23 protein-coding genes and 1 riboswitch are annotated in these 22,990 nt (G+C 40.4%); of the genes, 1 reads left to right on the top strand and 22 read right to left on the bottom strand.

Annotation, left to right across the window (positions count from 1 at the left end):
* Positions 1 to 88 (top strand): IS3 family transposase (locus tag M3600_RS25555; protein ID WP_251646326.1); only part of this gene is annotated, 88 nt, incomplete at its 5' end.
* 55 nt (positions 89 to 143) lie between these two features.
* Here M3600_RS25555 and M3600_RS25550 read toward each other — a convergent pair.
* The 22 genes from M3600_RS25550 to M3600_RS25445 form a co-directional block, all read right to left on the bottom strand.
* Positions 144 to 776, bottom strand: a complete 633-nt coding sequence (locus tag M3600_RS25550; protein ID WP_237940670.1) for a response regulator — start codon at positions 774 to 776, stop codon at positions 144 to 146.
* A complete protein-coding gene (locus M3600_RS25545) occupies positions 773 to 1,819 on the bottom strand; it encodes a sensor histidine kinase (protein WP_233316299.1) in 1,047 nt (348 codons plus the stop codon). Before M3600_RS25545 ends, M3600_RS25550 begins: the two co-directional genes overlap by 4 nt.
* Complete coding sequence (liaF, locus tag M3600_RS25540) at positions 1,816 to 2,553, bottom strand: cell wall-active antibiotics response protein LiaF (protein WP_233316298.1); 738 nt, start codon at positions 2,551 to 2,553, stop codon at positions 1,816 to 1,818. Before liaF ends, M3600_RS25545 begins: the two co-directional genes overlap by 4 nt.
* Before the next feature lie 130 nt (positions 2,554 to 2,683).
* Positions 2,684 to 3,331: a PspA/IM30 family protein gene (locus M3600_RS25535; protein ID WP_233316297.1), complete on the bottom strand. Its 648-nt coding sequence runs from the start codon at positions 3,329 to 3,331 to the stop codon at positions 2,684 to 2,686.
* A gap of 21 nt (positions 3,332 to 3,352) precedes the next feature.
* A complete protein-coding gene (locus tag M3600_RS25530) occupies positions 3,353 to 3,724 on the bottom strand; it encodes a lmo0954 family membrane protein (protein WP_311315973.1) in 372 nt (123 codons plus the stop codon).
* A gap of 149 nt (positions 3,725 to 3,873) precedes the next feature.
* Positions 3,874 to 4,878, bottom strand: coding sequence for a ThiF family adenylyltransferase (locus tag M3600_RS25525; RefSeq protein WP_233316296.1), 1,005 nt, complete (start codon positions 4,876 to 4,878; stop codon positions 3,874 to 3,876).
* The gene (locus M3600_RS25520) at positions 4,875 to 5,642 is read right to left on the bottom strand and encodes a thiazole synthase (RefSeq protein WP_233316295.1); all 768 of its coding nucleotides are present in this window, start codon (positions 5,640 to 5,642) and stop codon (positions 4,875 to 4,877) included. Before M3600_RS25520 ends, M3600_RS25525 begins: the two co-directional genes overlap by 4 nt.
* A gap of 5 nt (positions 5,643 to 5,647) precedes the next feature.
* Positions 5,648 to 5,851: a sulfur carrier protein ThiS gene (thiS, locus tag M3600_RS25515; RefSeq protein ID WP_233316294.1), complete on the bottom strand. Its 204-nt coding sequence runs from the start codon at positions 5,849 to 5,851 to the stop codon at positions 5,648 to 5,650.
* A gap of 3 nt (positions 5,852 to 5,854) precedes the next feature.
* Positions 5,855 to 6,976: a glycine oxidase ThiO gene (gene thiO / locus M3600_RS25510; protein WP_251648040.1), complete on the bottom strand. Its 1,122-nt coding sequence runs from the start codon at positions 6,974 to 6,976 to the stop codon at positions 5,855 to 5,857.
* Positions 6,957 to 7,571 carry a thiamine phosphate synthase gene (locus M3600_RS25505; RefSeq protein WP_233316292.1) on the bottom strand — a complete coding sequence of 205 codons (615 nt, stop codon included), beginning with the start codon at positions 7,569 to 7,571 and terminating at the stop codon, positions 6,957 to 6,959. Before M3600_RS25505 ends, thiO begins: the two co-directional genes overlap by 20 nt.
* A gap of 143 nt (positions 7,572 to 7,714) precedes the next feature.
* Positions 7,715 to 7,824: riboswitch (TPP riboswitch) on the bottom strand.
* A 94-nt stretch (positions 7,825 to 7,918) separates the two neighbouring features.
* Entirely contained in the window at positions 7,919 to 9,115 is a 1,197-nt protein-coding gene (locus M3600_RS25500; protein WP_237940666.1) for a Ger(x)C family spore germination protein, read from the bottom strand.
* Positions 9,112 to 10,710 carry a spore germination protein gene (locus tag M3600_RS25495; protein ID WP_233316290.1) on the bottom strand — a complete coding sequence of 533 codons (1,599 nt, stop codon included), beginning with the start codon at positions 10,708 to 10,710 and terminating at the stop codon, positions 9,112 to 9,114. Before M3600_RS25495 ends, M3600_RS25500 begins: the two co-directional genes overlap by 4 nt.
* Positions 10,707 to 11,825, bottom strand: a complete 1,119-nt coding sequence (locus M3600_RS25490; RefSeq protein ID WP_233316289.1) for a GerAB/ArcD/ProY family transporter — start codon at positions 11,823 to 11,825, stop codon at positions 10,707 to 10,709. The genes M3600_RS25495 and M3600_RS25490 overlap by 4 nt, the downstream gene beginning before the upstream one ends.
* A gap of 39 nt (positions 11,826 to 11,864) precedes the next feature.
* The gene (locus M3600_RS25485) at positions 11,865 to 12,989 is read right to left on the bottom strand and encodes a GerAB/ArcD/ProY family transporter (protein WP_233316288.1); all 1,125 of its coding nucleotides are present in this window, start codon (positions 12,987 to 12,989) and stop codon (positions 11,865 to 11,867) included.
* Between the two features lie 37 nt (positions 12,990 to 13,026).
* Positions 13,027 to 13,263: a hypothetical protein gene (locus M3600_RS25480; RefSeq protein WP_233316287.1), complete on the bottom strand. Its 237-nt coding sequence runs from the start codon at positions 13,261 to 13,263 to the stop codon at positions 13,027 to 13,029.
* 130 nt (positions 13,264 to 13,393) lie between these two features.
* On the bottom strand, positions 13,394 to 14,533 hold the full coding sequence (locus M3600_RS25475) for a DEAD/DEAH box helicase (protein ID WP_233316286.1): 1,140 nt from the start codon (positions 14,531 to 14,533) through the stop codon (positions 13,394 to 13,396).
* A 205-nt stretch (positions 14,534 to 14,738) separates the two neighbouring features.
* Positions 14,739 to 15,437 carry a GTP pyrophosphokinase gene (locus tag M3600_RS25470; protein WP_233316285.1) on the bottom strand — a complete coding sequence of 233 codons (699 nt, stop codon included), beginning with the start codon at positions 15,435 to 15,437 and terminating at the stop codon, positions 14,739 to 14,741.
* A gap of 191 nt (positions 15,438 to 15,628) precedes the next feature.
* Positions 15,629 to 17,479 (bottom strand): ABC transporter ATP-binding protein, encoded by a 1,851-nt coding sequence (locus M3600_RS25465; protein WP_251648038.1) that lies wholly within the window; start codon positions 17,477 to 17,479, stop codon positions 15,629 to 15,631.
* On the bottom strand, positions 17,472 to 19,202 hold the full coding sequence (locus tag M3600_RS25460; RefSeq protein ID WP_233316283.1) for an ABC transporter ATP-binding protein: 1,731 nt from the start codon (positions 19,200 to 19,202) through the stop codon (positions 17,472 to 17,474). Before M3600_RS25460 ends, M3600_RS25465 begins: the two co-directional genes overlap by 8 nt.
* Positions 19,203 to 19,421: 219 nt before the next feature.
* The gene (locus M3600_RS25455; RefSeq protein WP_233316282.1) at positions 19,422 to 21,044 is read right to left on the bottom strand and encodes an ABC transporter substrate-binding protein; all 1,623 of its coding nucleotides are present in this window, start codon (positions 21,042 to 21,044) and stop codon (positions 19,422 to 19,424) included.
* A gap of 48 nt (positions 21,045 to 21,092) precedes the next feature.
* Positions 21,093 to 22,019 carry an oligopeptide ABC transporter permease gene (gene opp4C, locus M3600_RS25450; RefSeq protein WP_233316281.1) on the bottom strand — a complete coding sequence of 309 codons (927 nt, stop codon included), beginning with the start codon at positions 22,017 to 22,019 and terminating at the stop codon, positions 21,093 to 21,095.
* Between the two features lie 16 nt (positions 22,020 to 22,035).
* A complete protein-coding gene (locus M3600_RS25445) occupies positions 22,036 to 22,986 on the bottom strand; it encodes an ABC transporter permease (protein WP_233316280.1) in 951 nt (316 codons plus the stop codon).
* Positions 22,987 to 22,990 lie beyond the last annotated feature (4 nt).

The following is a 22,990-nucleotide window of genomic DNA, read 5'->3' as shown; positions in this document are numbered from 1 at the left end:
GATTTATTACAATTACTATAGATACCAATGGAACTTAAAAAAGATGACCCCTGTTCAATTCAGAGATCATCTTCTTACAGCAGCATAGACTTTTTATAAAATGTCCTTTACAAAGGGTACACTTTATTTCCCTCGCGGATTTTTTATTCAACTAGCCTGTACTTAAAGGCATAAATGACGGCTTGTGTTCTATCCTGTACTTGAAGCTTGCTTAAAATATTGCTCACATGGGTCTTAACTGTTTTGATAGCAATGAACAATGCATCTGCTATTTCCTGGTTGCTTTTTCCTTCGGCCATGAGCAGCAGTATTTCCATCTCTCTTGCTGTTAGTTCGTCATGAAGTAAGCTTTGCGGCTTCTCCCGCATCTTCATCATCATCTTATCAGTGACTTCCGGCTCGAGGACAATTTGTCCTTTGAAGGTGGAGCGGACGGCATCTGCTATTTCACTTGCCTTCGATGTTTTCAGCATATAGCTGGTCGCTCCTGCCTGCAATGCTGGATATACCTTCTCATCATCCAAAAAGCTTGTAACTATAATGATCTTCGCCTCCGGCCACGCTTCGATAATGTGTTTTGTTGCTTCAATCCCGTCCATTTCCTTCATGACTAAATCCATTAAGATGATGTCAGGACGTAATTCTAAAGCCATATCTATGGCCGTTCTTCCATTGTCAGCTTCACCGACAACCTCAATGTCCGCTTGTGCTGATAAGTAAGAGGAAACGCCTATCCGGACCATCTCGTGATCGTCGACAAACAGAACTCTTATCATCCTTTCTCCTCCTCATCTAAAATCATCGGCACTTTCACCTCAAGCCGTGTCCCTTGCTGCTGCAAGCTGATTATTTTCAGCTGGCCGCCGATTTCAGCTGCCCGCTCATGCATATTTTGCAGACCATAAGAACCTGTTTTGCTCTCTTCCACATCAAATCCGATGCCGTCATCCATAACCCTTAAGATGACGTACTCTTCTCTATGTAGCAGCTGCACATCAAGCTTGCTTGCTTTAGCATGCCTGAGTGTATTTGAGACAGATTCCTGCAGAATTCGGAATAAATGGTCTTCTATACCTTTATCCAATATAAATTCCTCGAGCTTCCACGTAATTTGCATTTCCACTTTTTGCAAAAGCTCTGATAATAACTCCATTATGCCCTCTTTTAAGGTTTTATCCTTTAATGCCGCAGGTCTTAAATGCAGCAGCAGTGCCCGCATTTCCAGCTGCGACTGGTGAATGGTCTCTTCAACAAGCTTTAGCTGCTTTGTTTCAACAGGATCACCATCAGGCTGTCTTCTTTCGTTGATAGCAGATAAGAGCATGGAGGCAGCGAAAAGCTGCTGGCTCACAGAATCATGAAGCTCTCTGGCAAGGCGGTTCCGTTCATCAGCAATGACAGCTTGAACTCTTGTATGCTGATTCTCAGCCTGCTCTGTGACAAGCTTCTGCGATAGTTTAATTTGCTCCTTCAGCTTGTTTTGCACACTTGTTATTTTGGTCCCTAAAGAATGTATTTCTTCATAAAAGCCTGAGCTTTCCCGGTCCAGCTCCTTATTCTTTTCCCCGCTGTGAATCATACCATCAAGAGCATTAAACTGCTTTCTCCATGAGTAACCGCTCAACACTCCAAAAAAGAGCCCAATCGCCACATCTGCACTAACGACGAACAAGACAAAAGGAATATCAAGAACCTGTTTATCCCAAATATCACTCCAGCTGTCCGGCGGAAACACGAGCAAAAAGACAGCAGAAGTGAAAATCAGCAAAATTAATGCAATGCTTATTCCCCATATAATTTGCCGTTGTATGATGCTCATATTCTTTTCACCTCTAAATTTCCGACTAAAAAAGAGGTGATGATCTTCACTCTTGTTTCCGCTTGGTCATAGGCAGCGCTGCTTCTGATTACATTCAGATTGAAGGCATTCCCTTCATTTACTTCATCGAAGATAGAGGCAGAGCCTAACAGGACGGAGTGGTTGATGCTGACCTCCAAATCATATGGTATATATATTTTGACATTGCCGACAAGATTCCGGATGGAGATGACTGTTTCCCCTTGCGGCAGTACCGTATAGCTCAAATCAATAATCGTATCACTTGCACCTGTTTGAATATTGATATCCTTCCACTCATAAACATGATCAGGAGTTTCATTCCGATGGAACAGCCTGTTGCGAAACATCGGCTCCTTTTTAATGATTATATCCTCTCCGTCCCCTTCTTTCTTTTCCTTAATAATTGGTTTGATTACCTCTTTATTGTTTTTGTTCTGGATAAACTGCACAAACCAATAAAAGAGGAGACTGAATAACAGGAACTTCACTGTAAACATATTGAGCACACTAATCAGCAGCACGAGCAATCCAGCCCAAAACATCAACTTTCCTGTTTTCCCCTTTAATCCCCGTTTTCCGTAATACATCAGACCGATGGAAATCAGAAAGGAAAAGATTAATCCTGGATGCAAAACGAAAATTTCCAATAGAAGCAGGAACCCGGCAACAACTACAAACCAGCCAGCAAAATCCTTCTTAATTCTTTCAAACAATGAAAGCTCCTCCTTCCTTTCCCTTCATGGTGGCTACGCCCTTCCGGCTATAGATATAATTTCATTCCCGTCTTATCTATACTCGGAAAGGCGTATAAAAAACCTACGCCTTTTAAGAATATCATTTTTTTCAAGATGTGAAAGTTTCATCTTTCTTTTCCTCTAGCTTTTTTTCTAGGATTGCGATTTTTTCATCAATTGTATGCTGGTAATAATTGTTCGTAATCTTCTTATCTAAGCCTTCAATATATGTTTCCAGTTCATCGAATCTTGTTGGTTGACCTTCTTTTCCTTGTTCATTTGTAACTTTATCAATTGTATAGGAAGCTCTTGTCATGTTTTCCTTGCCCATCAGTTCAAGGCGGCGGATATTCATATCCTTTAGCTTATGCTTCATCAAGGCGTATTTTGCCTCAAGCTCACTTGTTTGCTGGTCTGTGATTTTCAGTGATTCCATCAAGCGGACAATTCTTTCTTCATAATGATGCTGCTCTGTTTGAGCAAAGGCAAACAGCTCTTCTTCCCCTGCTTTTGATGCGATTTCTGCTTGATTTTTACGTTTTGCTGCTAGCTCCTCAGCCTCTTTAAGCTCCTTTGTGAACGCTTCTTTCAATACATATTGGCGCTTTACAAGCCCTTTTACCTTTTCTGTCTCTTTTTCACATTCTTTTAAATATTGATTGAGCAGAGCAAGAGGGTTCTTGTTCTCTTTTTTATCCAGCACTTCATTGATATCTGCCATTACTGCATTTTTGATTCTTTCTAATAGTTTTGCCATAATTATTTTCCTCTTTTCTGTTTAGTTTTTGTTAAGTTCAGACCATTGCTTCTCAAAATTCTGGAACGGATCATCAGAGGTATTGATTTTTTCTGTGACACTCGGCTTTTTCCACTTTTTAATTACTAAAAACAGGATGTACGCTGCAGCTAAACCAAGTATTGCAGGAAGATTACTTGCAGTGATACAGAGTAATATGATGCCTAATGCTCCCCATCCTATCTTCGCTCCTGTATGGCCTGCCTTTAAAAATTGCTTGAACACAAGGTACAGCAATGCTCCGCTTATAATCAGCCCAACTAGAGGGCCTAACTGTGACAGAAGGATAATTGCCGCTGTCGCCCCGATAAGAACTAAACCTACTTTTTTCATTTCATCAATCTCTCCTTTCATTTCATACTCCTATCATAGCTTTCAGCACGTTTTTTCATAACGTGCTTCCGCTTGATTTCTCTCTAAGACTTGAGGCTTAGTGGATGCTCAGCTTTCTGGCGGCATAAAAAAAAGACCTTCTCTTCAAAAGGTCTTTAGGCTGGCATTAATCATCCAACGAGTCTGCTGTAAATGGCTCTTGCCCTTGAGCGCTCATCAGTGCCATGGATAATGGCACGTCCGTCTTTAAATAGGACAACCCTGTGCTTTTCAAACTCACAAGCGAGTAAATAGGGATTAACAATCATATGTTCAACAACATGCTGAATGCTTTTAGCAAGGGCATCCAAATCAAAGCTTTGTGAAACTCCCGGCCGGATTTGGATGGCATCCCTGCCGCATAATATATCTGTTTTCGTTTGATTACCTGTGTCCAAATAGGAGAATAACCTTTGGCTACATGCGGGACAATGAGGGTCTTTCAGTTTATCGGCATGAATCTCTGCCTTTTGCATACTCCAAATATCATAGGATACGAGTATCGGTTCGACTGCCTTGCCTGAGAGAACCCTCAGCGCGTATGCAGCCTGAAAAGCTGCGACAAGCTGGACAATAGGACTGATAATTCCAGCACTGTCACATGTTTCTGTTTGTGCTGGGAGCTGCTCGATAATACAGTGCAAGCACGGTGACTCACCAGGAATGACAGGGTATGTCAGCCCATAGCTGCCGACACAGGCACCGAATATATATGGTATATTCATTTTTACAGCAGCATCATTGATGATAAGTCTTGTTTCAAAATTATCCATTCCATCGATAATAATGGAAGCTCCCTTAATCATTTCTTCTATATTCTTGCCTGTTATGTCCTCAACCCGGCAATCAATCTGCACATCACTGTTTACCTGTTCTAGTCTCCGTTTTGCAGCAATTGCCTTTGGCAGCTTTAATGCTGCATCTTCCTCTGTGTAAAGCTGTTGTCTTTGTAAATTGCTCCATTCCACATAATCTCTATCGATGATTGTCAGCTTTTTAACGCCTGCTCTTGTCAGCATCTCTGCTGTCGATGAACCGAGTGCCCCCACACCTAAAATAACGGCATGACTTTCCTGCAATCTCTTTTGACTCGATTCCCCAATAAACAGCTCTTGCTTTTTATATTTGCCAATCATGAGGTCACCAGTCCGCTTGCCGGGCTGCTCGCTTCTCCATATTTCTTCATCGCCATTCTCCCCGCTTCAAAGCCTAGTCTTCCTGCCTCAATCGCCAGGCTCATGGCTCTTGCCATCTTCACAGGATCTTCTGCATTGGAAACTGCCGTATTAAGTAGCACTCCGTCTGCCCCAAGCTCCATGGCAAATGCTGCATCCTTTGGAGAACCAACGCCAGCATCGACAATTACAGGGATTTTTGATTGCTCGATAATCAGACTGATATTTAGCGGATTAATTATCCCTCTGCCTGAGCCGATTGGTGCCGCACCTGGCATGACAGCATGGACTCCCAATTCCTCAAGGCGCTTAGCGAGCACCACATCATCAGAAGTGTAAGGCAAAACAGTAAATCCTAATTCAAGCAGCTTCTCTGAAGCCTTCAATGTTTCAACAGGATCTGGCAGCAGTGTTTTGCTGCAGCCGATTATTTCTACTTTCACCATGTCACAAAGACCTGAAGCTTTTGCAAGCTTCGCAATTCGTACTGCTTCTTCTGCATTTTTTGCTCCAGCCGTATTCGGCAACAAGGCATATTTCGTCAAATCCAATTTCTCCAGGAAGTTAGGCTGAGATTCTTCAAACACATTCATTCTTCTGAGTGCAAATGTTAATATTTCTGCACCGGATACTGCTACTGCTTCCTTTTGGATATCATATGATGGATATTTACCTGTTCCTAGCAATAATCTTGACTGAAATGTACGGTTACCTATTTTCATCATTTATTTCATCCTCCTCCGACAAAATGAATAAGCTCTAAAATATCCTTCTCTGTAAGTGCTGTAGATTGATAGGTTTCTTTCTTAATAATTTCTCTGTTTAATTCAGCTATAACCATTCGATCCTGCAAACCATACCAAACTAGTAAATCTTGCAATGTTCCTATATCATCAGGAACATCTATGCTTTTCCCATTTAGCTGTATATTCATTTCTTACACCCTCTCCATTTGGGAATGCTCTGCTCTGTCGATTCTGAATGCATTCAGCCAAAGCTCATTCACCTTTCTTCCCATTATTAAATCTGTTATCATCATCCCTGTTGCTGGTGCCATTAAGATGCCGTTTCTCTGGTGGCCAGCAGCAAAGTATAACCCTGTGGTTTCAGGATGCTCACCGATAAAAGGTCTTTTGTCGAAGGATTGCGGCCTTAACCCTGCCCAAAACCTGCTTGGGCGCATTAATGCAAGCTCTGGCATCATTTTCCGTGCCTTCTCCATGATTTCCTGTATGCCGCCAAAGCTCGGCAACTCATTCCAATCATTCCATTTCTGTGTTGCACCTATTACTAGCTGATTATTATTTCTTGGCACAATATAGCTCTTTTCATGAAATAAAGTTTTGCTCAAAGGCAATCGGTCATTGATAACAGAGAGGCACTCGCCTTTAACAGGAACTAAGGCATTTTCAAGTCCAAATTTAGCAAAAAACTTATTTGTCCATACTCCAGAGGCAATGATTACTTTTTCCGCATAGAAATCACCTTTCGTAGTTTTTATAAGATACTCACTGCCAAATCGCTCCACTTCAAGCACAATCGTATGTTCAAAGATTTGTGCACCTAGCTGATAGGCACCTTTGCTGAATCCGTTACAAGCAGATATCGGCGTGACATGGACATCGTCTTTCATATATACAGCACCGAAGATGTCTTGGCTAACATGCTTCTCTATTTCCCAAACTTCCTCTGCAGACAGCCATGAAACAGAAGGTAAGTGAAGAACAGAATTAAATTTTTTCTTTTCCTCCTCTGAATAGACTAGATTAAGAATCCCTCCCTTTTTCAATTCAATATCAATCCCGCAAGTCTCTTTTAACTGCAGCGACAACTGGTTATACAAATTGTGGCTGTCTGCGACAAATGGATACAGTTCTTTAAATTCCTCCCATTCAGAATGGGCACCCAGCATTCCTGCTGCAGCGCTTGTTGTTTTCCCGCCAATCTCATTTGCCTCGAATACGGCAGTCTGAATGTTTTCACTGGATAGATGATAAGCAATTGCACTGCCGATAATGCCGCCGCCAATAACAGCAGCTTCAAATTTTCGTGTTTGCATACTCTTTGCACCTTTCTTGATACTTTTTTGCGGCGAGCTTTGGACTTCCTGCAGCAAAAATCCCTGACATAACGCAAATTCCATCAGCACCGCATTCATACAGCCCAGCCACTTTGTCCTCACTTATCCCGCCGATTGCATATACAGGAAGCTTGACTGCCTGCTTGATTTCTTGCAATGTCTTTATTCCATTAGGAGGCATCCCCTTTTTACTGTCCGTTTCATAGCAATGTCCGTAAATAATATAATCTGCCCCTTCCTTTTCTGCTTCTAGTGCTGCCTTAAGGCTATGTACTGATTTCCCGGCGAGCTGGCATGCTGTCCTTCGGCGCGTCCTTTCAATCAGAAACCCCTTTTCGGGAAGATGAACATGAAGCATATTGGCTAAAAGCAGGATTTCTTCCCTTCCATTGATAACTATTTTTCGTTTATCTGCCCCTCCTGCCAAAAGCTGTTTACAAAGACAATATATCTCCAGCATCGATTTAGACTTTTCTCTTATATGAATAAAATCAACATAATCATGAATCTCCAGTATTTTAGTGCATGTTTCCTCTACTGAATAAGCATCATTTGTTATGGCAATAAGCTTCATTTCATCAATAACCACCTTTACCTATGAAATTACTCAACTTTAATTGGTAGCCATCCCTCCAATCCTCCCTTTTTCCAATAAAAAAAGCCACTTTATCCCGTAGGAAAGTGGCTTTTGATTGTATGAACAGTAAAAGTACATAACAAAACAATCTTCCACTTTCCTACGCAGGTACGAACCTGTTCAGGTTATGAGGGTTTAAAAGTAGCTACTTTATTCTCAGCCCTTATCAAGGGATCCCCTAGTGATGATTTCTCATTTAATTTTCGTTTGTACATACAGAATATCATATCTATTTCATATTTCAAGCAATTATATTAAATTTTGGGAATCATTATTATTTTTCGTCATTTCTCTACTTCGTCAAGGAAACTGTCTGACCTGATTCCTGTCCTTCTTAAGATGAACTCAAAGTCCACATTTACTTTGGCCTCTGAAAAGTATTTGTTCCAGTCGTCCTTTATCTTTGCAAACTGGTCATTATGCTGCCTTCTCATCATTTCTCCGAATCCAAATATATCCAGCCCATATTCATTTTGCATTTTTTCGACTGTGCTTTTAATTTTTTCTGATGCATCTTTACTGACAAGGTCTTCATACTTTTGAAAGGTCTCTATTTTATCCAATGCTTTAAAGCATTGTGTGCCTTCAATATAGCCTTCTGCTTTAATATTGATGTTGAATTCAGGTATTACTCCATCCATTTTCGTCTGGACATCTGTTGTTGAGTGGATAATTCTCACAGCACTATATTCATCATCCCCGCATTGTACTGTCAAGGTTGTATTTTGAAATTTATTTGTTATCCATAAATACACTCGAGTGTCCTCTATTGGCAAAAAGCCGACTAGCTTCTTTTTGTCAAAAACCGCAAGGGAATCAACTAGTACGATTGCTTCTGGTGTAACATTATTCATATTTTCAACAGTTGCTCCAACTTTCTTGTCTCCTTGTACAACTACTGCATTTAAAATTGCTTCCTTCCCTTCTAAAGTGATGTCATTGATAAAGTCATTTATTCTCATATCCGGATCTCCGCCCCAGTCTTGGAACATGTTTTCAAGCTGTGTCGACAACTTCAGAGAAGAGGATTTCCGGTAGAGATTTGTCACCTTTAACACATCGGACGCTTTCGTGTCCTTTGCAATTAGAATTTTGAAGTCATCACGAAGCTCCCTGTTTCTTTCTAAATAATCAATAAAATCAATCATCCCAGTCCTTGCTACATCTTCTCCAATAACGAGGAGCTTCATATGAGAAAAAACAAGGTATTGAGCATAATACTGGCTGAATTGATGACTGATTTCCGATAAGGTCTCTCCTTCAATCGTTTCTACTAATGCAGGAGCATTGCCTCCGCTCGTCCGTGAATTCAATTCTGCTGCATTTAATGCCTCTACCGTCACTTTATATTTGCCGTCATCTCCTCTATCAACCGCCATCCCTGAAACGAGTTTAATTTCTGACAGTTCCTTCCGATCCCAGCAGCCACTCAAAAGGAAAACAATCATAATGGAGATAAGCAGTTTTCCATAAAGCTTCAATCCCCGCTTCCTCCTTTCGTCTGTTTAGGAGGAGATGGTGAACCTTGCGGCTTTTGCTTATCTGTGCTGCTAGGACTTAAATAGGCAGGCCGCTTATTTTGAAACCAGATTGGCGTGCGAATAAATATATCCTTTTGATCCTCGACAATAAACGGTGCAACTGGCGCCAAGTACGGCACACCAAAGGAACGGAGCGAGCTAAGGTGGGCAACCATAAATATCAGCACAAGTAATACTCCATACAATCCGAGTATCGATGCAACAATAATAAGCACGAACCGTATCAACCGGGAGGCATTCGCAAAGCTGTAATTCGGAAAGACAAAGTTAGCAATCGCTGTGATCGCTACAATAATTACCATAATATTAGAAATGATTCCCGCTTCTGCTGCAGCTTGCCCGATTACCAATGCTCCAACGATGGATACTGTCTGACCTACTGCCCTTGGCATGCGGACACCGGCCTCACGGAGAATTTCAAAGGTTATCTCCATAATAAATACTTCAATAACTGCCGGGAACGGCACACCCTCCCGCTGGGCAATTACGCTTAACAGCAAAGTTGTCGGCAAAAGCTCTGGGTGGAAGGTTAATACTCCTACATAGGCAGAAGGCATCAGCAAACCAATCATAAACGACAGGTAACGGATCATCCTGATAAAGCTGGACATGAAATAATTCTGGTAATTATCCTCAGATGAAATAAAGAAATCTGTCAGTACGGCAGGCACCAGCAAAATAAACGGTGTCCCGTCGGTTATGATGGCGATTTTTCCATCCAAAAGCGCTGAGCAGACTGAATCCGGCCGCTCTGTATTCAAAGCCAGAGGAAAGACAGTCGCCGATTTATCCTGAATGAGCTCTTCTATGTTCGCAGATTCAAAAACAGCGGAAATATTAATATCTTTTATTCGTTTCCGCACCTCTTCTAATATCTTTTCATTCACAACCCCTTTTATGGAGCCGACATACACACTCGTTCTCGTTTCATTTCCTACCTTGAATTTCTCAAACTGGAGATTATGGTTTTTTATCCTTTTCCGGATTAAATTAATGTTGGTTGATATGTCCTCAACAAATGCATCCTTTGGACCTCTTACAACTGTTTGTGTAGTCGGCTCCGAAACGGTTCTTCCTTCACTGTTGATGAAGCTGATAGTGAGTGCAGCCGGTATCCCTTTTATAACAACAGCAATTCTTCCCTCAAGAATTGTCTCTGTCATTTCACTGATTGTATTAATAAGTTTATAGCCTGACACACCAAAAGCTTTTTTCCCAAATGCTCGCAATTCTTCTTCACTCGTAATCTTAATATCCTGTTCAACAGGACTTTCCAAAGTTTGTCCAAGCATATCCTTGAGAAAGTCGGTATTGATGACCGTGTCTAAATAAAAAATAATCGCTTCTGACTTACCTACTAATACATCATCTGCCTTTAAATCTGCTGTATTGCCAAAAATCCTTTTAATCTCGTCCTTCACGGTTTCAAAGCTGATTTCTTTCATTTCAATTTCTTCCGCTTTTGTCGGTTTCGTATTAGAAGGTATTTGTTTTTTGCTGTTGATGGAAAGCAGTTTTTTCAAGAACTTCTTCATGCTTTTGCCTCCTTGCCTGAGCCTCGGTCTTTCCTCCACTTTTTAAACAGTAATGTAGCCAGCACTAAAATTGGGAACCCATATTCCAATGGCAGATGTAAGATAAATATATCCACATAAAGACCCTCTTTTATATGGTCTGCAAAGTCATTACTAATAAAAACAGCGAAGATCGAGACGATGCAGGCAACTGGGATAGAAAAAAACCGGTATGGCTTATTGAATACATACTCTAATCCTTTGAGACCGCCATAAATAAAGACAGAGCTCTTAATTAAAATTCCGAGCATGATAATGAAGACGACTAATGCATCAATCCGTTCAATAAATTCACCAATACTCACAAGCCTCGCTGCACTAAGCAGGGGAAAATTGGAACGAAGGGCGATGTTTTCACCTAAAGATGTGACGATTAAAAACACAGACAGAAGCAGCAGGAAACTAGCAATGGTAACACCCATAAGGCTTACTTTCCTGCTGTACTTGAAGTTCGTCACATCTGCAAGGACCACTGTGAATGCAATCAGCTCCCCAAAGGGAAAAACAGAGATAGAGGGAATGATTGCTTTCAGGATTGGCATAAAACCGGTTGAAGCAACTGGCTGAAGATTGTCCAGCTCAATATTTCCGCTCCCATACAAGAAAATAAACAACAAGAGCATGAAGGCAAATGTATATGGTGTAAAGATTTCAGAGGTTCGTCCCAACACTTCAATCCCCATATAGAGGATATAACCTATGACAAGGACAGGCAGAACTACTGTAACTTCAATGGGCGTTAACGGAAGAATCGCTGCTGAAATCAGCTCTCCAAAATCTCTAATTACCCGGCATGCTATATACAGAAAGTAGCAAATGTATACGAGAGACATAACGACTGCTACAGGTCTGGAAAAGCAAATTTCCATTATTTCAAAGAGGTTTTTTCCAGGCTGCAAAGACAGCAAAAAATAATAAGCAGACATGATGAGGATTCCGATAAAAAAGCCTGCAATTACGACCATCCATGCATCCCGCTTCGCCTCTAACCCTACTCCGACTACAATAGCGCTGCCGAGCAGGAAATTTATAACTAATGTGATTAATTGGCTTAATGAAATATTTTCCTTTAGCATACGCTCAACACCTTATGGATTATTGCACAGCAAGTTACTTTACATATTCCTTTCCTTCATCTGTTTGCCATTGTTTTTCCCTCTCCATTTTTTAAAGAGCAGGATAACTAATAACAATGCAGGCAGCCCAAATTGCAGCGGTACATGCAGCAAGAAAGGATTGGAAAGCAGTCCTTCGTTAATATGATCGGAATAGCCTTTTGCAATAAAAATCGAGAATAGTGAAATTAAACATGAAACGGGAATTGCAAAAAAGCGAAATGGAATCGAAAATACATACTCTAGTCCCTTCAATCCTCCATATATGTAAATAGAGCTTTTCACTAATGTCCCTAGCACCATTGTAAAAACAACAATTGCATCAACCCGCTGAATGAATTCCCCAATAGAGATAAGACGGGCAGCGCTCAACAGCGGAAAATTAGAACGAAGAGCAATATTTTGACCTAACGCCAGAATAATCAGCATAGATGATGCTATCAGCAAAAGGCTGGAAATAATCATGCTGGACATTACGACTTTGGCGCTCTGATCTAATCTGGATACACTCGGAAGGATGAATGTTAAAATAAGCAGCTGGCCATATGGACGTACGAGTTCATAAGGAAAAATCACCTTCCATAAAGGGCTGAATCCTTCTCCTAAAACAGGTTTGACATTTGTCATATCCAGGTTTTTCCCCGAATATAAAAACACAATTAATAGGACCATAAAAATAATCGCATATGGTGTGAATATCTCAGATGTCCTTGCCAGCACCTCAATCCCTAAATAGAGCACATAACCTATCACAAGTAGCAGTGTAAAAGTACTGAATTCAATGGGAGTGGTCGGCAGTACCGTCGCAGATATCAATTCTCCAAAGTCTCTTATAATCCGGCAAGCATAGTACAAGAAATAAATGATGTACACGAAGCTAATACATATTGCTATCGGTCTTTTAAAGCAGTACTCAAACATCTCATACAAATTTTTCCCAGGAAGCAGTGAGCTTAAATATAAATAAAACATAGTGATGAAAATCCCAAAGCCAAATGCAATAAAGAGAGCAATCCATGCATCCTCTTTTGCGTCTAATGCAAGTCCGAAAACAATGGAGCTGCCAATTTGAAAATTGAATACTAATGCTGCTAATTGGCTTAAAGAAATGTTCTCTTTGAGCATTGGACTCCACTTCCTTTAGTTTTTAACATAAATAGTTTCAAGCATTGGTTTTGTTTCCCTGCAGCTTCTTTTTCAGCCTCCTGAAATCAACCACTACAGACCAGATAAAGCCAAAGCCTGCTGTTAAGACAATAGTGATTGCTCCTGCTCCAACTTCAGCCTTATATATGTTCATAAAGCAATTCTTTAGGCTGTCATGAAATACGAACATATCTAAAATCAGGGTAAGGCTTCCCATCATGCCAATCAGCAATAAATAAACAAATGTAACCATATTAATTCACCTGCAAAATATTATTCTTGTCTTATCTTGTGAAAATTCTCCAATATTATGTAGTAAAAATTTGCAGGCATAAAAATAAAAAAATGCCGCTAATTTTTTAGCGGCATTTGAGTTGATTATTTTATTGTACGTCTGTAATTTCACCTTGATAAAATACTTTGCGTTTGAGGGGAAGTTTTAATTCTTTCAGCATTTGCTTCAATTCCCGTTCTTCTCTTTCTGTTACAAGGCTGATGACTGTACCTTCTTTACCGAATCGTCCTGTTCGGCCGGAACGGTGAATATATTGGGTCTTATCTTTTGCAAAATCAAAATGCACAACATGGGTTATATTTTGGATATCTAGCCCGCGTGCTGCAACATCTGTTGCCAGCAGCATACTCGTTTTGCCAGACCGGAACAGTCTTGTATATTTTTGCCTGTCCATCTTGTTAAGATCACTATGGAGCTTGCTCGTTTTAATTTCCTTGAAGGCTAATTTTTCATGAAGCACATCTAAATTTCCAATGTCCTTAATAAAAACAAGCACCTTTGCATTTTCAAGACGAGAGATTTTCTCCATCAGTTTAATTTTGTCTCGATGCTCTGCCTGAAAATATATATGCTGCACATCTGCTGCTTCAATAGTAGTATCCTTTTTAACTCGAATAACTGCTGGATCTAAAAGCAGTTCCTTGCCAAGCGCTTCTGTTCTGTCTGTCAACGTTGCTGAGAACATTACAACCTGTCTTTCCTCTTTCTGTGTCGCTTTAATGATTTGGCGTACATATTCAATATGCTCTGGAACGAGAAGCTGATCAGCCTCATCAAGGACAATTGTTCTTACTTCATGCATTTTTAGCTTCTTTTGCTTAATAAGCTCCAAAGCCCTTCCAGGTGTGCAAATAGCAAGATGAGGATTTTTCTTCAGCTTTTCTAATTGCCTTTTTACATTAGCTCCGCCAATGAACGAAGCAGATCTCACACCGCTGTTCTCTCCCCATTTTTGAACCTCAGCCAGAATTTGCATAACCAACTCCTGAGAAGAGGCCAATATTACTGCCTGCATAGCCTTGGATTCTGCGTTAATCTTATTTAATACCGGCAGCAAGTATGCCAATGTTTTTCCCGTACCTGTTGGCGATTCAGCGATGATGTCCTTGCCATCTAAAATCTCCGGAATAGCCTTGTCTTGAATAGTTGTTGGTTTTTGAAAACCTTGTTTAGCCCAGTTTTCTTCTATAAATGGTTTCATCTTATTTAAAAGGGTTTGGTTACTCATTTTATTCTCCTTTTTCATTGCAGCTGCTGCTTTTTACTGTTCCTTTTTGTTATAAGGATTATGTTTATTAGAACATCTAAAGGTTCAAATACAAAAGCATCTCCTTATTATAAATTATTCTCGTAAAAATAGATATGCAATCATCGAAACAGCAGTTTAAGAAAAAAAGAAAGTCTGCTGAGAAATGCAGACTTTCTTTTTTAATTTAGACGAGGGTTTGAGCATCTCCAACTGTTTGGTAAATATCAACTCTATCTTTAATCTTTTTCATTTTAACGTCGAGTTCATGGGCCGCATCTGCTGCTTCTTTCAGTTCTGCAAGCAAATGGTTTGGTATGCCTTTATCAAATTTATAATAAATTTTATGCTCAAGGCTTGCCCAGAAGTCCATAGCTATTGTTCTTATTTGTACCTCTACATATACTTCTTCCATTCCATTGCTCAAAAACACAGGAATTTTAACAATTAAATGGAGACTTTTATAACCATTTGGTTTTGGGTTCTCAATATAATCTTTTACTTCTACGATTTTTATATCACTTTGTTTTTTCAGCATTTCATAAATGTCATAAATATCAGAGATGAAAGAGCAGGTAATTCGTACACCAGCTATATCGTGAATATGCTCTTTCGCATTTTCAACTGTAATGTCGAGACCTTTGCGGTTAAGTTTTACCATAATCCCGCGCGGATCCTTAATTCGTGATTTAATATGTTCAATCGGATTGTGATTGTGGATAAATTGAAATTCTTCATTTAATATTTTCAGTTTTGTATTAACTTCCTCTAAAGCAAAGCGATAGACGATTAAATTGTTTTTCCACTCTATCAGTTCATTTGAAAGGTCGTCTAAGCTCCAATCGTTTAGAGAAAGCAGTGATTCATTGTTGTTAGAGCGATCCATAAATCAATAAGTCTCCTTTGGTTTTCTATAAACCTTTTCTGCATTGACTCCAATATTCTTCAAAAGTTCGATAATCTGATCGATTGTTTTCATTTCAACCATTCACCTCTTCGAAATGTTAAGGGTGACAGGCACCTGTCTTTATTATAGAGAAAAATGACCGGTCAGTCAATTCCCCTTTTCTTGGTATTTTAAAGACCTTCAGCTCCATTTTCGCCAGAATTTGTCTGAAACTGGTTCTGGTTCAGTCGATAATAAAAGCCTTTTTTCAGCAATAACTCATCATGCGACCCTTTTTCAATGATTTCACCATTATTAAGCACTAGTATACAATCGGCATGCTTTATTGTGTTCAATCGATGAGCAACAACAAAGGAGGTTTTCTCCTTCATCAGCACCTGCAGCGCTTCTTGAATTTTCAATTCAGTTATTGTATCAATACTGCTCGTTGCCTCATCAAGTATAAGTATTTTAGGGTCAGCAAGGATTGCTCTAGCAATTGACAACAGCTGTTTTTGTCCTTGGCTGATGCTGTTCCCATCTGCTGCCAAAACCGTGTCGTATCCGTCCGGCAGACTATTGATAAAGCTGTGGGCATTTGCAAGCATGGCTGCTTCCTCTATCTCTTTATCGGTTGCATCCAGCCTTCCATAACGAATATTTTCTCTAATTGTCCCTGAAAATAAATAAGCATCCTGGAGAACAAAGCCCATATGGGAGCGTAGGCTCTCTCGTTTAATATTGGTAAGGTCATAGCCATCGAGTTTGATTGTACCTTCTGTGGCATCATAAAATCGCGACAGAAGGTTAATGACCGTCGTTTTTCCTGCTCCAGTAGGACCGACAAGGGCAATCGTTTCACCTTGTTTAGCATGGAAAGAAACACCATTCAAAATGCCTTTATCTTCTTCATAAGCAAAAGACACATTTGAAAAAACAACATCACCCTTTACAGCTTCAAGAGAAAAGGCTGTGTTTTCATCCTTCTCCTCTTTCTGTTCATCAAGCACTTCAAATACTCTTTCCGCCCCAGCTATTGCAGATAATAATGTGTTGAACTGATTGGAAAGATCATTCAGAGGGCGGGTGAACTGCCGTGAGTATTCAACAAATATGACGATAACTCCGATAGAAATGTTTCCAGTTTTTAAAATGATTAGTCCGCCGACACCGACAATCAGTGCAAAACTGATATTATTGAGCATGTTCATCAGCTTTGGAATAAAGCCAGAATAAACTTGGGCCCAATAGCTAACATTTTTTAAGTTTTCACTTTTATCAACAAGGTCACTAATCATCCTGTCTTCTAGGGAAAAGGTTTTAACAATTCGCTGGCCTGAAATGGATTCCTCAATAAAACCGTTTAGATTCCCTAATTTATTCTGCTGTTCCTTAAAGAGCACTCCTGTTCTTGCCGTTATCCATTTCATCCCAAAATACATAACAGGTATTATCGTTAAACTCAGTACGGTGAGGAGAGGACTGAGCCAGAGCATGATGGAGACCGTTCCAATCAGTGTTAGAATACTCGAAAATATTTGGATAACAGAGCTGTTGAGTGTGGAGCTGACATTCTCAATATCATTTGTCACCCTGCTCATCAGCTCTCCATGCTGTCTTTTATCAAAATAGGCAATCGGCAGCTGGTGAAACTGTGCAAAAAGGTCAGTGCGAAGTCTGTACACCGTTGACTGGGATATGCCAATCATCCAATAGTTCTGCAAAAATAGGCTGGCAGAATAAAAGAAGTAGATGACCCCGAGTATAAGCAGCATCGTGCCAAGCCCGGTAAATTCTTTGTTTACAATATATTGATCGATTGATTTACCGACAAGAAAAGGCCCTAATAAACCTAACAAGCAGCTTGCGGCTACAAGAAACAGCACAACAAAGAGTAGGCCTTTCTGGACAGCCATGTACTGCCATAAACGATACAGGGTTCTGCTCATGTTTCGGGGTTTTGCCTTCGCCTTTTTCTTTGTAGCCTTCCTACCTATTTCCGGCTTAGGATACAAAAAAGCATCGGTCAGGGTCTTAAACATGACTAGCCTCCTCCTTCCCTAACTGTGACTCAACTATTTGCTGGTAAAGTTTGTTTTCTTTCAACAGCTGTTCATGATGGGCATAGGCAAGAATTTTCCCTTCCTCCATCAGAAGAATCCGATTTGCCTTTCGTGCTGTTGAAATTTTTTGAGTAATTAAAAGTACAGTCGCATTATATGTGGAGATTGCCTGAAGCAGCTCTTTTTCTGTCTGCAAATCTAACGCACTTGTGCTGTCGTCCAAAAGCAATATTTTAGGATTTCTTACGAGTGCCCTTGCAATAGACAGTCTTTGCCTTTGTCCGCCAGACAAATTAATGCCTTTTTGGCCAATTCTTGTCTCATATTTCTTCGGCAGCTTCATAATTGTCTCGTGTATTTGTGCATCTTTAGCTGCCTTTACTATCATCTCATCAGAAGCAAAAGGGTTTCCCCACATGATATTTTCCTTTATTGTTCCTGTAAACAATAAGGAAACTTGCGGCACATAGCCAATCTGCTTTCTCAAGGAATCAAGATCATAATCAGTGATATCTGTGTCATCCATATAAACAGCACCCTTAGTCGGTTCAAAGAGTCTTGGTATTAACTGAAATAATGATGTTTTTCCTGCTCCGGTAATTCCCATGACAGCAATGACCTCATTGGGCTGTACAGTGAAGCTGATTTTCTCCAGTACATTTACTTTTGTATTCGGATAAGCAAAGGCAATATCTCGGAATGTTAATTTTCCGGTAATTTTCTTTTGCTGCTGAGAAGGATTCGCTTTATCATTGTCCTTTTCTTCCATCTCAAAAACCTCCTGCAGCCTGTCAGCTGATGCCTTACAGCGGGAAATCACCATAATGAGCATTGTGATGACAGATAGAGAAGAGGTAATTCTTAATGAGTAGTTGATAATGGCAACAACATCCCCCACCTGTGTCTCACCAGCAGCTATTTGGCCTGATCCCAGCCAAAGGATGGCAATTATACAGAGATTCATGATAAACAGCAAGAGCGGAACAGTGATTTCCATTACACGCAACGCTTTTTCTGTGCTTTGTTTTAAATCATCACTGGCAACAGTAAACCGATCGTTCTCAAATCGCTTTCGAGTATATGCCTTTATCAGCTTAACGGCGGTTAAGTTTTCAAGCATTACATTGTTCACGAAATCTAATTTACTCTGTACTTTCTTAAACAGCCTCCCGCCTTTGCGGATTACCCATATAAACATCAGGATGATAACAGGAATAGTCACTGCAAGTATTAAAGCAAGCCTGGCGTTGACAGCAAAGGACATGATGATTCCGCCGACTATTAATAAGGGAGAACGGAGAAGGAAACGCAAGCTCATAAAAATCATATTTTGCAGCTGTGTAATATCGTTTGTCAGCCTTGTTATTAAGGAAGAACTGGAAAACTTGCTGCTGTTGGCAAATGTAAAGTATTGAATGATTGAATAGAGCTCTTTGCGGAGGCTGTAGCCGAAGTTCTGGCTGACATGGGCTGAATAAAATGTGTTGATAATTCCTGCTGCAAAGGCAAGCAGGGAAATACCGACAAGAATGCTTCCCCAAAAAATAACAGTGTCCGTATTTTGATGTGCCAATCCATCATCGATAATCTTTGCCATAATAAGAGGCTGGACAAGCTCTACTGCAAGTTCTGTCAGCATCAGAACTAATGCAACAGCGATGCTGACTTGATATGTCCGAAGTCTTTTAAATATTTTTGCCATGTTTCTCCTCCCGCCTTTTGTATAAACAATGTAACCGTTTTTAAATTCTTTAGGAAAACTAAATATTGCTATTATCATACCTCTTTTCCCCAAAATAGAAAACATAAGTTTATACCTATCTCAGCACTTTTTTAGGCAGGAGCAGCTCCGCTAAGTTTACGGTAAAAAGGCTGTAGAATTATTCTACAGCCCCCGCCTTAAATTTAAATTAATTTTTTATTATTCTGCTCCTGTCAGTGACCATTTATACATCTCATTATGGAAGCCAAATACTTTCGGTTCTCCGACAGCAACATCTTTTGATACTGCTCCAAAATCAAAATCGGAATAAAGGGTGAAGACTGGCAATTCCTCGCTCCAGATTGCCTGAAGCTGATTGTAAATTTCTTTACGCTTTTCTGTATCAGGCTCTTGTTTTCCTGCTAGAAGCAGCTTATCAACTTCAGGGTTGCTGTAGTTAGTATAGTTGCTTGTAGCGCCGCTACCATAAACAGTAGTCACATCAGGATCGATTGTATTCGTGAATCCCATAAGCAGCAAATCAAATTCGCCTGCTTTTGCTTTTGACATAATTGTCGGGAAATCATAAGTTGTTGTATTGAGTTTCAAGCCGATTGCCTCTAAGTTTTGGGCAATGATATCAGCAGACTGCTCACGAACTTTATTGCCAATCGGTACAACAAAATCAATTGTTTTGTTGAAATCCCATCCAGCTTCCTCTAACAATTGTTTTGCCTTTTCTGGGTCATATGTGTATGTTGCTAAATCCTTATCCAAGTAAGGGCTAATTGATGTATATGGTCCATCAACGATCTCTCCTTCACCCTTCAACAGCTGATCAACTATTTTCTCCCGGTCAATCGCATAAGCAATTGCTTGGCGGACTTTTTGATCAGTAATTTTTTCTGTGTTGAACATCATATTTTGATAGCCATATGTTTTATCTGTTTTTGTTGTTACATTTTCAAAGCCCTTCACTGTATCGAAATCCTGTACAGCAATCTTGCCGATACCGCCGGCAGCATTCATATTAATCTCACCTGTTTGAAGCTGTGCAACAAGGTTTGCTGCAGGCATAATCTTAACGAACATTTTATCAAGCTCTACTTCACCTAAATAGTAGTTGTCATTCTTTTCATACTCCACATATTGGTCCTTCGCATATTTCACGAATTTAAACGGCCCATTTGTTACTGTCGGTTTTTGCATGAAAGGATCCTTCTGCAAGTCTTCTGGAGCTACATCTTTTAAAACATGCTCTGGAAGAATCATAAATTTAGAGCCAAGCTGTTCTTTAACCATGTTTGGATCTACTGGTGTTTTTGTCTTAAATTGGATTGTTTTATCATCAACAATTGTTAAGGAAGGAATTTCTGTAACACCATCTGGGAACTTGCCGTTTTCGGTCAATCCGTCAATGATTGTCAAATATGTGCCGATTGCTGTTTCTGTTTTAGGGTTTGCCACAAGATTCATCGTGAACGCAACATCATTTGCTGTTACTGGCGTTCCGTCAGACCATTCTGCTTTATCATTCAGCTTAATGGTGAATGTTTGATTGTCTTCTGTTTCAAATGAATCTGCAAGCTTAGGAGTGAATTCCAGCGGCCCAGTCATTTCTAAAAACGTATCAAACATGAATTTTTCAAGCCATGAAGCAGCAATATCAGATGAATTAATAGGGTTGAAGCTGACTGGAGCATTTACTAGTCCGATATACATCGTGTTGTCTTTGGAGCCCCCTGCATTCGTGCCGCTGTTTGCTGCACCTGAACATGCTGACAATAAAAGCAGGACTGCAATCGCGATTAAGCCTAATCCTTTTCTGAATACATTCTTCATCTGTTTTCCCCCATTTATCTTTAGACTGTGTATATATATTCCCATCACTTACTTCAGGCTTTTTGGGTCCATTGCATCTCGCAGTCCGTCGCCCATAAAGTTAATGGAAAGCACGGAAAGCAAAATCATAATGCCCGGTGGAATCCAAAGCCATGGCTGTGATGCCAATACCGTTATTGATTGTGCTTCTGTCAGCATATTCCCCCAGCTCGCTGTAGGCGGCTGAACACCCATGCCGAGAAAGCTTAAAGAAGCTTCCATAATAATTGCCGAAGCAATCCCGAAGGTTGCATTTACTAAAATTGGGGCAATACAGTTTGGCAAGATATGCTGAAAAACAATTTTTGGTGTAGAAAAACCTAGAGCAACACCTGCCTTCACATAGTCCATCTCCTTAATGGAAAGGACGCTCCCCCTAACAAGCCGTGCAATCGACGGCCAACCAAGCAAGCCTAAAACCAGAATAACATTAATGAGCTTTGGCCCCATGATGCTTACCAAAACTAGAATGACCATCAAATAAGGGAACGACATGAAGACATCTGTAATACGCATAATGACCATATCTACCCATTTTCCAAAGTATCCAGCGATCGCACCTAAAATAGTACCGATGGCTACATAGATAACAACAGCACCGACGCCTACTGAAAGAGAAACTCTGGCAGCATATATCAATCGGCTAAATAAATCTCTGCCTACTTCATCTGTCCCAAGAATATGTTCAGCGCTTGGCGCCGCAGCGAATTCCCCTTCAACAGCATAAGGATTATGCGGGGCAATCAGCGGAGCAAATATTGCTAAAAGCACAATGAAACTGAAAATGATTAAACCGACAACAGCCAGCTTATGTTTAAAAAATCGTTTCGTAATTAGCTTTAGATAGCTTTCTTCATTGCCAAGCTCCTCTTTGACTGCAACTGGCAGCTGATTGATTGGCAGCTCTGTATCGAGCTTTACATTTGGTATACTCATCCTAATTCCTCCCCCCTTAGCTATATTTGATGCGCGGATCGACGACAGAATAAAGAATATCTGTGAGCAGATTGGAGAACAGTACAGCAAAAGCAGCCAGGAAGTTTATCGCCATTAATGTCGGATAATCTCTGGAGCTGATTGACTGGATTGTCAATTGTCCTAACCCGGGCCACTGGAAGATCTGTTCTGTTACAACTGCACCACCTATTAACACTGGTATTTCCATACCTATAATCGTGATTATTGGAATAAGGGCATTTTTCAAAGCGTGTTTATTTGTGACAATGAACTCCTTAAGCCCTTTTGCTCTGGCTGTTCTTAAATAATCCTGTCCCAGCACCTCAAGCATGCTGCTTCGAACGTATCGGACTGTGCTGCCTGCTATCCCTGTTCCTAATATGAGTGCCGGCAGCAAGAGGTGAACGAGTGTATCCATAAAGCCTCCGTCACTTCCAAGTGTAAACATTCCACCTGTAGGGAGGACACCTAGCACTAACGCAAACACATAAATCGCTCCGAGTCCTAGAAAAAAGCTTGGGATGGAAACACCTAAAAAGGAAAATGTTGTCGTTAAATAATCAATCCAAGAATACTGTCTTGTCGCACTGAGAATCCCAATCGGAATAGCAATAATATAGGCAATGACAAGTGCTGCCCCCATGAGGAGAAGCGTTGGCCCCACTCTTGTTAAAATAAGATCGAGCACTGGTTCATAGGTTGTATAAGAAAAACCAAAATCTCCGTGAAGCAGATTGCTAAGCCAGCGGAAGTATTGGACATAGATAGGATCATTAAGTCCGAGCGCCTCCTTCTTTGCTTCTGCATCCGCTTCTGTTGCATCTGGATTGAGGTACATGTCAACAGGGTTTCCGGGTGCCATATTAATGATGACAAAGTTAAATACCGTCACCCCAAACAATACTGGAATGGCAATTAATATTCTTCGGATAATGTACTGTAGCATTTAT

The sequence above is a fragment of the Niallia sp. MER 6 genome, from assembly GCF_023714395.1.
Lineage (GTDB): Bacteria > Bacillota > Bacilli > Bacillales > Cytobacillaceae > Niallia.
The sequence above is the reverse complement of the archived record's forward strand: the minus strand, read 5'-3'. Positions and strand labels throughout refer to the sequence as shown.